The following is a 9,936-nucleotide window of genomic DNA, read 5'->3' as shown; positions in this document are numbered from 1 at the left end:
TAACGTCGAAGGTCTCCTCGAAGGCCTTGACGAACTCGGACAGCTCGATGAGGGTGAGCTCCTTGAACTGCTCGATGAGCTCTTCGGTGGTCAGCTTCGCCATGATGGGCGTTCCTTCCTTATCAGGTTCCTGCGCGCGCAGGGTTGGTGGATGACGCGTGCGGCCTCAGGCCGCGGTCTCCTGCTTCTCGCGCAGGGCGTCGACGGTGCGCACGGCCTTAGAGGCCGGTGCGGCAAAGAGGTATGCAGCCTTGGACAGGGACGCCTTGATGGCGCCCGCAGTCTTGGCGAGCAGCACCTCGCGGGACTCGAGAGAGGCAAGCTTGTCAACGCCGTCGGCGGACAGCACGGCGCCGTCCATGACACCGCCCTTGATGACGAGCTGCTGGTTGTCCTTGGCGAAGTCACGCAGAGCCTTGGCGGCCTCGACCGGCTCACCGGTGACGAACGTCAGGGCGGAGGGGCCCGTGAGGTCGTCGGCGAAGCCCTCGAGCCCGACCTGGCGGGCAGCGATCGCAGCAAGCGTGTTCTTCACCACGGTGTACTCGGCGTTACCGGCGAGGGAACGACGCAGCTCCTTGAGCTGGGCGACGCTCAGTCCCCGGTACTCAGTCAGCAGGACCGCGTCAGCCTGGCGGAACTTGTCCGCCAGCGCAGCAACGGCTGCTTCCTTGTCAGGCCGTGCCATGGGCCCTCCTTCCGTGGTATGCCGCAGGGGTCCATTCACTGGAAAAGCCCCGCGCCGGTGGGCACGGGGCTCGGTCTCGGGCACGCCCGAAGAAGTCTCGTTCTCACCTGCGCCGGCCCCACCTGGTGTGGACTTGGTCCCGCCGGAGCGGGCGACCTGCGGTCTTTGGCAGAAAGCACCATACCCAGCAGCGGGCTGCGCTGCGCAAGGCAGGCGGCCGTGGAACTGGTCACGTCACCGCGAATGCTCGTCAGAAGCGACCCCGGCTGCGTCAGACACCGAGGCTCTCGGCCAGCGCCTCTCGCTCCGTGACGTCGTACCAGAGCAGGTCGGCCTCGGCGGCGCGCTCGAAGGCATCCTCGTCGCCGAGCCGGGCGGCTCGCACATCGGCCTCCGCCTCGGGCTCATCCACGAGCAGAGCGGCCACGTCCTCCCAGGTGATCTCGCCGGTGACCTCGATCGTGCCGGGCAGGACGTCGCCTTCCACAGGAAGCTCGCGCACGTTCTCGGCCTCGACGTCGGCCGCGATGACGATGCGCCGGTCGGCCAGCCCCGCAGCCTCGGGCTCAGCCAGCAGGAGGACGGAGGCGTCGGCGGCACACAGTGAGGCGGAGACCTCCAGACCCTCCTCGTCCTCCTCCGGCAGGGCATGGGCGAGAGTGGGGGTGGCGGCGTGAGCCGTGAGCGGCTGGTGCGAGGAGCCCAGGACACTTGCGCGCAGGTGGGCGGCGGTGGCGGGCAGGTAGATGCGCATGCCCCCAGTCTGCCCTACCACCGCAGTCGCCCTCCCACGAAGCGCGCGGAGTCCGCGCCCGGCACCGCTCGCGCGCGCCGGGTCTCAGTAGCGGTGTCGCCCGGTTCCCGGCGGCACCGACGGAGGGCCGCTCGAGCCCCGATGATCGTCCCCGCCCGGGTCGTGGCCGGCCTGTGCTCCTGGAGCCGCCCCTGGGAGCGCTCCTGCGTCCGGCGCTGTCCCCGCACTGGGCCACGGCGCCACCGAGGACCAGTGCGGCGATCCGGGGACCGGCCCCCGCTCCGGTAGCGGCAACTGAGCCGGTGGGCTGCTCGAAGGTGGTTCCGGCGGCCGCCCCTGGGGCTGGTTCGCCAGCTGATTCACTGGCTGGATCGATGGCGGCAGGCCCGCAGAGGTCTGCGGCGGGGCCTGGGTGAGTCCGCTGGGCACCTGGGGAGCCGGCGGTCGTTCACCGACGGTCTGTCTCTCGCCCCCACCTCTGCGGCGGCGCCCCGCACCTGCGCTGCGCGCGCTCGAGCGGCTCCTGCCTCCGGCGGCTGCGGCCTGAGCCGCGGAGTCCCTCCGGTCCCGCCGCCCTCCGCGCCTTTTCGAGCGCCGCAGCAGGGAACGACGTGGGGAGGTGGCCCTGCGAGCCGCTGCGACCTGCGGATCGATACGGTCGACCAGCGCGCTCAGGGCCTTGCCCAGGGCGCTGGCGGGCGCCCGCTCCAGGACAGTACAACCCTGGAGCAGGCAGGCATCGGCCGTTGCCGCGTCGTCGGGCAGGAGCACGATGTCCTCCAGTCCACCGAAACGCGCCAGCGCTTCTCGCAGAGCCTGCTGGGGAGAGGGTCCTGCGGCCGAGGCCCGCACCCGGTTGATGACGACCTCGACCCGGCCGGCAGGGTTCATGGAGGCCCCCATCTCATCGAGGAGCTGGAGCAGGCGGCGCACCCCGACGGGGTCGGCCCCGCCGACAACCAGAATCACGTCGGCGTGCGACACCAGGTCGGCGGTCACGGCCCCGCGCCCGGGCTCGAGGGTGAAGTCGTCGACGTCGTCATCGGCGGGCCCGCCGGCGACGTCGACGACGGTCCAGGCCACGGCCCGACGGCACTGCGCCCACACCTCGGTCATCGAGGCAGGTGGCAGCTCACGCCAGCGCCCGGACCTCCCCAGGCCGCCCAGCAGGAAGAGCCCACCGCCCACCGGCGCCAGGACCCGTCGAAAGCTCTCGGCGTCAAGCCGGCCATGGGTGGCCAGGCGGGCCGCCCCGGCCAGGGCCGAGGAGTCCTCCGGCATACCGAGGAGCTGGACGAGGCTGGGAGCCTCGACGTCGGCGTCCACGAGGATCGCACCTCCGCAGGCGGCCAGGCCGTTGGCAAGGGAGGCGGCGACCGTCGAGCGTCCGGGAGCGCCGTGAGGCCCCCACACCAGGACGATCCTCCCGTCGCACTCGTTGCCCGCTGGGCTCGTCACGACCGGAAACGCGGGCTCCGGCATATCCGCGGCGGCCGGCTCCCGGTCCTGCCGCAGGCTCTGTCCCGAGTTCTCCCCGTCTCCGGTCTCGTTGGCGGTCGGGGGCGGCTGCGAGAACGCCGTTCCACCCTCGGGGGAGCCTGGCGACTGGCGCCACAACTCTTCGAGCCAGGCGGTCTCCTGGGCGGCGGCGTTCGGGCCCGCCGAAGCGGGGGTGGCGGCGCTCAGCCAGTCGGCGCCTACGCCCGCCGGCCCGGTCGCGGCCTGCGAGACGGCGCCTCCTGCGGCGCCGCGGGCCGGCCCCGCCCCTGTGGACGCCGCGCCGGAGGATCCGCCACGACGCACGAGGTCCTGCAGCGCCGAGCAGATGCGACCAGGCTCCGTGTCACGCCTGAGAACCGGCCATCCCGCACTGCGCCAGCGCTCCTCCTCGTGGGTCTCCACCAGGAGCAGCCCGCTCAGGCCGGCGCGCGCGAGTCGATCCAGGACGGTGCGGTCGATCTCGTCAAAACCGGTGTCCAGCAGGGCGAAGCTCGCCAGTCCGGCCATGCCCGCTGACAGCAGCTCGGGCAGGTCGGCGCATCGGCGCACGACGCACAGCCCGCTTCCCGATTGGCTCAAGGCCCGCAGGATGTCGGCGTCATCGCCGCTGAGAGCCAGGAGGACTCCGGCCCCCGGGACGCTCACGAGGCCTTCTCCGCGGGCGCTTCCTGGCCGGTGGGAACCAGAACGAGCGACCCCTCCTGCCCGACGGCGCTGAGAACGGCAGCGAGGGAGGCCTCGGGAACCTTGACCTCCACCCCGGTGCCGGGTCCGGAGATCAGCCCCTTACTGGTCTCACCGACCGAGGCAATGACCAGCCCTGTGGCCACGCGGCGGGCTCCGGTCCCCTCGGTCTGTCCCGACTGGTCGCCTGGACCGCCCTGAGTGCTCTGTCCGTCCTGTCCGGGGGGCTGCGCGGTGGCGGGGGCCTGGGCCGGGGGCCGGCTCGCCACGCCCTCCTTGGGCACGACCCACAGATCGACGTAGTCGCCGACCTTGGTCGAGGCCGGCAGGTTGGAGGCGACGTTGAGGACTACCGGCCGCAGGTCCTGTTCCCGACCGCTGTTGACGGCCGCCGTGGCCAGCAGCTCCCCCTTGCGCATGGAGCGTGTGGACACGGCGCCGTCCGGCAGGTGCCCGGCCTCAACGTAGGCATCGGTGCCGGGATGGGCCTCGACCACTGTGAGGACACCGTCGGCAGTCAGGTCCGTCCCGGGAGCGACGTCCTGGGAGAGCACGTAGACGCGAGTGGTGTCAGCGGCCGCGTCGACCGCCCAGGCCCCCAGGGCCACGGCCGCGGCCACCAGGACCACTCCCCCGGCCATACGCGGGTCCTTCCAGGCAGGACGGCGCCAACGACTACCGCGGGGACGCTCAGGACCGGTCAGGGATCGGCTGCGGCGAGATGACATCACGGGAATCCTCCTTGATCTCCTGTAATCATCGTTGGGATAAAATAGTACCTCAAGGTTATCCACAAGTGCCTTTAAGAATTGTGGAGAGGATCCAGCAGTGGGATCATCGTGGTATGAGCACACGATTCCTGACCATCGCCGACGTCGCCGAGCAGCTTCAGCTGTCCGCCCAGGCCGTGCGCGCCCTCATCCGCACCGGCGACCTCCCCGCTATTCAGGTCGGCGCCCGCAAGCTCTGGCGCATCGAGGACCAGGCCCTGGAGGACTACATCCAGCGCCAGCTCGCCTCAACCAGGGCCATGGTCGCGGCGGGCTGGAACGAGGACGAGGCGCCCTGAACCTCCCCGTCCACCAGCCGACGTCAGCGACTGCGCATCACCTCGATGGCAGCGGTCATGACACTGATGACCCCCGCGCCGCCTGCCCCGGGAGCGCGATGCGAGCGGATGCCGCCCTCAGGGTCGACGGCGACATCAACGTGGTCCGCCCCGACCCGGACCAGGCGCCCCACCACTTCTCCGGAGCCCACCACCAGACGCACCCGCGCTCCCCGCCGGGCGACCTCACGCATCAGAGCCGTCAGCGTGGGCCGGCGTCGACCATCCCGGGGCGCCGGACCGACCAGCGACATCACCGTGGCCACCGCACCCGCCGGGACAACGGCCTGCAGCCCCTCCCCCTCATCGATGAGGATGTAGGAGGGCTCCGCCCGGCAGACCACGCCGTCGACGGGAACACCACTGCGAGTGCGCAGGTGGATGAGTCGGCCTACCGAGCCTCGCAGACGGTCGACGACCTCGATGGAGGCGTGCTCGGCCTCCGCGAGCTCGGCACTCTGCGCCACCAGGTCCGCACGGCGCTCAGCATCGAAGCTGCTCTCCAGGTCGGCAATCATCACGTCCCAGTCCATGAGCCCACCTCACCACAGTCCGCCCGCCGAGGAAAGTACTCCGGAGCGGCTCAGTCCGCGCTCCGCCACCGCCTGCGCCCTCCACTACCACGGCTCAAAGCCACGACATACCACATCACCACTATTGACATCATCACATTATAGGAGTATACCTAACATCATCAAACAGCATCATCGATGATGGAGGATGACATGGGGGCTCGTCAGCGGCTGGTTCTCCTGGCCGGAGTATCAGGGACTGTCCTGATCCTTCTGGGACGCACAGCCCACGGCGCCGCGGAGCAGCTCGCGAAGGTCCCGCCGCAGTCCTGGGGACTGAGCGAGCTGTCGGACGCCGTCGTCGCCGGGACCTGCGCATGCGGGACCCTGGGGGCCTTGTGGCACGTGGTCTCAGCCCTCCTGGCCCTCATGACGCTTCCCACCGCGAGCGGCACCACTCCCCTCCACCCAGGCGGCGCCTCCGCGCTGGCAGCCAGAGTCCTCCAGGCCTGGGGAGCGCCAGTGGTCAGACGCATCACCGCCTCCGCGCTGCTTGTCTCCCTGTCCTCGGCGCCCGCGCTGGCCGCCCAGGAGACCGGCGGCGGGGACGATCTGGGATGGCGCCCCACCAGCTCAGCACCCGCCTCACCACCGTCACAGTCCTCGACGCCGTCGGAGCCCGAGCAGTCCCCTTCGAGCACTTCGACCGGTTCGGGAGACTCGGACGGCGCGAACCGGTCGGCGGACTCGACTCCGCCGAGCAGCCAGATGGCGCGGCCCTCCACCGACCCCGGCTCCCCGCCCCCGTCGGGGCCCACGCATACTGTCACGCCCGGCGAGAGCCTGTGGTCGATCACTGCCCGTCTGCTGCCCGCAGGCTCCGGCCCCGCACGGATCGCGCAGGCCTGGCCGGCCCTGTATCGCGCCAACTCAGGGGTGATCGGCGTCGATCCGTCCTTGATCCGGCCCGGCACGGTCCTGAGCATCCCGGATTCCCTGCCCGCACCGGGCACGACGACAGGAGGCCAGGCGCCATCACGATGAACCGCCACGCATCAGCACCAACGCCCTCCACCGCCGATATCGAACGCCGCCCCGACCCGCCTCACACTCCGTGCCCGCCGGGCACCCCGCCCACTGTCAGGAGCCCGCTATGACCGCCACCGCCACCGCTCAAGCCATCCGCCCCGCACGCCGCAAGACCGGTGCTCAACGTCGCAGCCGGCCCTCACCGAGTCACCCGACGCCGACTCGTGCGGTTCCGCAGAAGCCCTCCAAGCCCGTGAACGACTCCGGAGCCCTCGCACGGGAGGCCTCCCTGACACGACGGCCCGTCGCCGGAGCCGACGCCTCACGCACGGCCGCGATCGTGGTGACTGCCGCCAGCGAGGTCCTGGCCGGGCTGCGCCCCGTGGACCACCTGGTCCGCTGGACCAGCCCCTCCCTGTTCGAGGCCCTCGCCCGTCGGGCGGGCCTGGCCGCCCGGATCCTGGGGCGCCAGACGAGCCCGCGGCGGCCACGCATCCGCAGCGTGCGCACCGAGCTGACGATGTCGGGGGCCTGCGAGGCCACCGTCCTGCTGGAGGAGGGCGATCGGGTCCGGGCCGCTGCGGCCCGGCTGGAGCTGCTGCGCGAGCGCTGGATCCTCACCGGCCTGGAGATGGCGTGATCCCGCCGGAACCGGCGTGGTCGCCGGGTTCTGACGGGATCATCGACAGTTGTGCCAGCTCTCGCTGAGTCTCAGTGCCGGCGCTTCTTCTTAGAGCGACGGCGCTCGGCCCGGTTGCCGCCCGAGCCGGCGCCGGATCGAGAGGCCTTGCGCGAGGAGGCCCCCGCGGTCTCCTCCTCGCCGGACTCGCTGGGGCCGGAGTACGTGACCCGCTGCTCCATGGACGCCTGCCCGGTGTCCCCCAGAACCGTGCCGCGCCCCTGGCCGCCGGCCTGGCCCACGCGGATGCCGGCCGCAGCCGTGGCGTTGGCCTTGGCGACCGCCTGCGCGGCCTCGACGGTGCCGTCCTCGGCGGCGCGCTGGGCGGCGGCGTCGAAGCGGGCGACGTTGGCGAAGATCTGCTCGACGGTCTCCTCTCGGATCCCCTCCATCATCGCCCGGAACATGCGGGCACCCTCGTTGGCGTACTCCACGAGCGGGTCGCGCTGGGCCATGGCCCGCAGACCGATGCCCTCCTTGAGGTAGTCCATCTCGTAGAGGTGCTCCCGCCAGCGCTTGTCCACCACGGCCAGCAGGATGCGGCGCTCCAGGGTGCGCATGGGCTCCTCGCCGAGCTGGACGTGGGCCAGGGCGTTGGCCTCGATGCGGGCCTCGGCATCCTCGTAGGCCACGGCGATGTCCTCACTGAGCTCCTCGATGAGGCGCTCCGAGGTCAGTGCGTCCTTGCCGCCCAGCGCCTCGACGATCTCGTCCTGGGTCAGGCCCACCGGGTAGAGGCTGCCGAGCTCGCCCCACAGGGCGTCCAGGTCCCACTCGTCAGGGCGGCCCTCGGCCGTGCCGGCCTCGACGATGGAGGTGACGGCCTGGGCCCGGAAGGCCTCGATCTGGGGCTCGAGGTCCTCGCCGTCCAGAACGCGACGGCGCTCGGAGTAGACCTTCTCGCGCTGCTCGGTCATGACGTCGTCGTACTTGAGGACGTTCTTGCGGATCTCGTAGTTGCGCGACTCCACCTGCCGCTGGGCCCCGGCGATGCCGCGGGTGACCATCTTGGACTCCAAGGGGACGTCGTCGGGGTAGGCGCCCGAGGACATGATGCGCTGGGCGAGCCCGGAGGCGAACATGCGCATGAGGTCGTCCTCCATGGACAGGTAGAAGCGGGACTCGCCCGGGTCCCCCTGACGGCCGGAGCGGCCGCGCAGCTGGTTGTCGATGCGCCGCGACTCGTGGCGCTCGGTGCCCAGCACGTAGAGGCCGCCGAGCTCGACGACCTCGTCGTGCTCGGCCCGGCAGGCCTCCTTGGCGGCCGCAAGGGCCTGCGGCCAGGCCTTCTCGTACTCCTCGGCGTTCTCCTCGGGGTCCAGGCCGGCCTCCTTGAGGGCGGTGACCGCGATGTGCTCGGCGTTGCCGCCCAGCATGATGTCGGTTCCACGTCCGGCCATGTTGGTGGCCACGGTGACGGCGCCCTTGCGCCCAGCCATGGCCACGACGGCGGCCTCGCGGGCGTGCTGCTTGGCGTTGAGGACCTCGTGAGGGATGCCCTGCTCGCGCAGACGCTCGGAGAGGATCTCCGACTTCTCCACGCTGGTGGTGCCCACCAGGACCGGTTGGCCGAGCTCGTGACGCTCGGCGATGTCGTCGACGACGGCGTCGAGCTTGGCCTCGACAGTGGTGTAGACGAGGTCGGGCTGGTCCTCACGGATCATGGGCTTGTTGGTGGGGATCGGGACGACGCCGATCTTGTAGGTGCCGGCGAACTCGGCGGCCTCGGTCTCGGCGGTACCGGTCATGCCCGAGCGCGAGCCCTCGGGGTAGAGGCGGAAGTAGTTCTGGAGGGTGATGGTGGCCAGGGTCTGGTTCTCGGCCTTGATCTCCACGCGCTCCTTGGCCTCGATGGCCTGGTGCATGCCCTCGTTGTAGCGGCGGCCGGGCAGGACGCGGCCGGTGTGCTCGTCGACGATGAGGACCTCGCCGTCGCGCACGATGTAGTCCTTGTCCCGGTGGAAGAGCTCCTTGGCCTTGATGGCGTTGTTGAGGAATCCGATCAGGGGGGTGTTCTCCGACTCGTAGAGGTTGTCCACCCCGAGGTAGTCCTCCACCCGCTCGATGCCGGCGGCGAGCACGCCCACGGTGCGCTTCTTCTCGTCGACCTCGTAGTCCTTGCCCGCGCGCAGGCGCTCGGAGATCGTGGCGAACTCCTTGTACCACTTGTTGACGTCGCCGCTGGCCGGGCCGGAGATGATGAGCGGGGTGCGGGCCTCGTCGATGAGGATGGAGTCGACCTCGTCAACGATGACGAAGGCGTGACCGCGCTGGACCAGGTCCTCGGGGCGCTGGGCCATGTTGTCGCGCAGGTAGTCGAAGCCGAACTCGTTGTTGGTGCCGTAGGTGATGTCGCAGGCGTACTGCTCACGGCGCTCAGCGGGTGTCTGGCCCACGAGGATGCAGCCGGTGGTCAGCCCCAGGAAGCGGTGGACGCGCCCCATGAGGTCGGACTGGTACTCGGCGAGGTAGTCGTTGACGGTCACGACGTGGACGCCCTTGCCGGTCAGGGCCCGCAGGTAGGAGGGCATCGTGGCCACGAGGGTCTTGCCCTCACCGGTCTTCATCTCGGCGATGTTGCCGCGGTGGAGGGCCGCCCCACCCATGATCTGGACGTGGTAGGGGCGCATGCCCAGGACGCGGTCGGCCGCCTCCACGACCGTGGCGAAGGCCTCGGGAAGCAGGTCGTCGAGGCTCTCCCCGCCGTCCTGGTAGCGCTCCTTGAGATCATCGGTCATCTCGCGCAGCTCGGCGTCGGAGAGCTCGCTGTACTCGTCGGCGAGAGCCTCCACCTGGTCGGCGATGGCATCAAGCTTCTTCAGGGTGCGGCCCTCGCCAATGCGAAGGATCCGGTCCACGATCGACACGCTGTATTCTCCCTTGGGACGTCAGATTGCGAAGAGCGACGATGAGACGCAGGCCGTATCGATCGAGTCGGCCGACTCGACATCGGCGCAGGATCGGCTCGGTATCAGCTCAGGT

At 70.6% G+C, this 9,936-nt stretch carries 9 protein-coding genes and 1 pseudogene; 3 read left to right on the top strand and 7 right to left on the bottom strand.

Features of this window, described 5'->3' with window-relative positions; translation table 11 throughout:
* The 5 genes and pseudogenes from RIV14_RS07130 to RIV14_RS07110 form a co-directional block, all read right to left on the bottom strand.
* Positions 1-103, bottom strand: a pseudogene (locus tag RIV14_RS07130) (50S ribosomal protein L7/L12); the annotation flags it as partial.
* Positions 104-166: 63 nt separating this feature from the next.
* Positions 167-688, bottom strand: a complete 522-nt coding sequence (rplJ, locus tag RIV14_RS07125) for a 50S ribosomal protein L10 (protein ID WP_075249992.1) — start codon at positions 686-688, stop codon at positions 167-169.
* A 271-nt stretch (positions 689-959) separates the two neighbouring features.
* Positions 960-1,442 (bottom strand): DUF6912 family protein, encoded by a 483-nt coding sequence (locus RIV14_RS07120; protein WP_070660208.1) that lies wholly within the window; start codon positions 1,440-1,442, stop codon positions 960-962.
* 84 nt (positions 1,443-1,526) lie between these two features.
* Positions 1,527-3,587: a CpaE/TadZ family protein gene (locus RIV14_RS07115; RefSeq protein WP_075373217.1), complete on the bottom strand. Its 2,061-nt coding sequence runs from the start codon at positions 3,585-3,587 to the stop codon at positions 1,527-1,529.
* Positions 3,584-4,267 (bottom strand): hypothetical protein, encoded by a 684-nt coding sequence (locus RIV14_RS07110; protein ID WP_075373218.1) that lies wholly within the window; start codon positions 4,265-4,267, stop codon positions 3,584-3,586. The genes RIV14_RS07115 and RIV14_RS07110 overlap by 4 nt, the downstream gene beginning before the upstream one ends.
* A gap of 203 nt (positions 4,268-4,470) precedes the next feature.
* On the opposite strand from RIV14_RS07110, the gene RIV14_RS07105 reads away from it, so the two are divergent.
* On the top strand, positions 4,471-4,695 hold the full coding sequence (locus tag RIV14_RS07105; RefSeq protein ID WP_070660218.1) for a helix-turn-helix domain-containing protein: 225 nt from the start codon (positions 4,471-4,473) through the stop codon (positions 4,693-4,695).
* A 23-nt stretch (positions 4,696-4,718) separates the two neighbouring features.
* On the opposite strand, the gene RIV14_RS07100 is transcribed toward RIV14_RS07105, so the two are convergent.
* Entirely contained in the window at positions 4,719-5,267 is a 549-nt protein-coding gene (locus tag RIV14_RS07100) for a Fis family transcriptional regulator (RefSeq protein ID WP_075373219.1), read from the bottom strand.
* 192 nt (positions 5,268-5,459) lie between these two features.
* On the opposite strand from RIV14_RS07100, the gene RIV14_RS07095 reads away from it, so the two are divergent.
* The gene (locus RIV14_RS07095; RefSeq protein ID WP_309325057.1) at positions 5,460-6,290 is read left to right on the top strand and encodes a LysM peptidoglycan-binding domain-containing protein; all 831 of its coding nucleotides are present in this window, start codon (positions 5,460-5,462) and stop codon (positions 6,288-6,290) included.
* A gap of 109 nt (positions 6,291-6,399) precedes the next feature.
* Complete coding sequence (locus RIV14_RS07090) at positions 6,400-6,915, top strand: Rv3235 family protein (RefSeq protein ID WP_075373220.1); 516 nt, start codon at positions 6,400-6,402, stop codon at positions 6,913-6,915.
* Between the two features lie 71 nt (positions 6,916-6,986).
* On the opposite strand, the gene secA is transcribed toward RIV14_RS07090, so the two are convergent.
* Positions 6,987-9,821, bottom strand: coding sequence for a preprotein translocase subunit SecA (gene secA, locus RIV14_RS07085; RefSeq protein WP_075373221.1), 2,835 nt, complete (start codon positions 9,819-9,821; stop codon positions 6,987-6,989).
* Positions 9,822-9,936: the final 115 nt, after the last annotated feature.

The organism is Actinomyces acetigenes, from assembly GCF_031296635.1.
Classification (GTDB): Bacteria; Actinomycetota; Actinomycetes; order Actinomycetales; family Actinomycetaceae; genus Actinomyces; species Actinomyces acetigenes.
This window is presented reverse-complemented; position numbering and strand designations above follow the sequence as displayed.

Excerpts from the sequence above, each read along its gene's own strand:
- rplJ (WP_075249992.1), bottom strand. The coding sequence starts at position 688 with ATGGCACGGCCTGACAAGGAAGCAGCCGTTGCTGCGCTGGCGGACAAG.
- RIV14_RS07095 (WP_309325057.1), top strand. The coding sequence starts at position 5,460 with ATGGGGGCTCGTCAGCGGCTGGTTCTCCTGGCCGGAGTATCAGGGACT.
- RIV14_RS07120 (WP_070660208.1), bottom strand. The coding sequence starts at position 1,442 with ATGCGCATCTACCTGCCCGCCACCGCCGCCCACCTGCGCGCAAGTGTC.
- RIV14_RS07100 (WP_075373219.1), bottom strand. The coding sequence starts at position 5,267 with ATGGACTGGGACGTGATGATTGCCGACCTGGAGAGCAGCTTCGATGCT.
- RIV14_RS07105 (WP_070660218.1), top strand. The coding sequence starts at position 4,471 with ATGAGCACACGATTCCTGACCATCGCCGACGTCGCCGAGCAGCTTCAG.
- RIV14_RS07090 (WP_075373220.1), top strand. The coding sequence starts at position 6,400 with ATGACCGCCACCGCCACCGCTCAAGCCATCCGCCCCGCACGCCGCAAG.
- RIV14_RS07110 (WP_075373218.1), bottom strand. The coding sequence starts at position 4,267 with ATGGCCGGGGGAGTGGTCCTGGTGGCCGCGGCCGTGGCCCTGGGGGCC.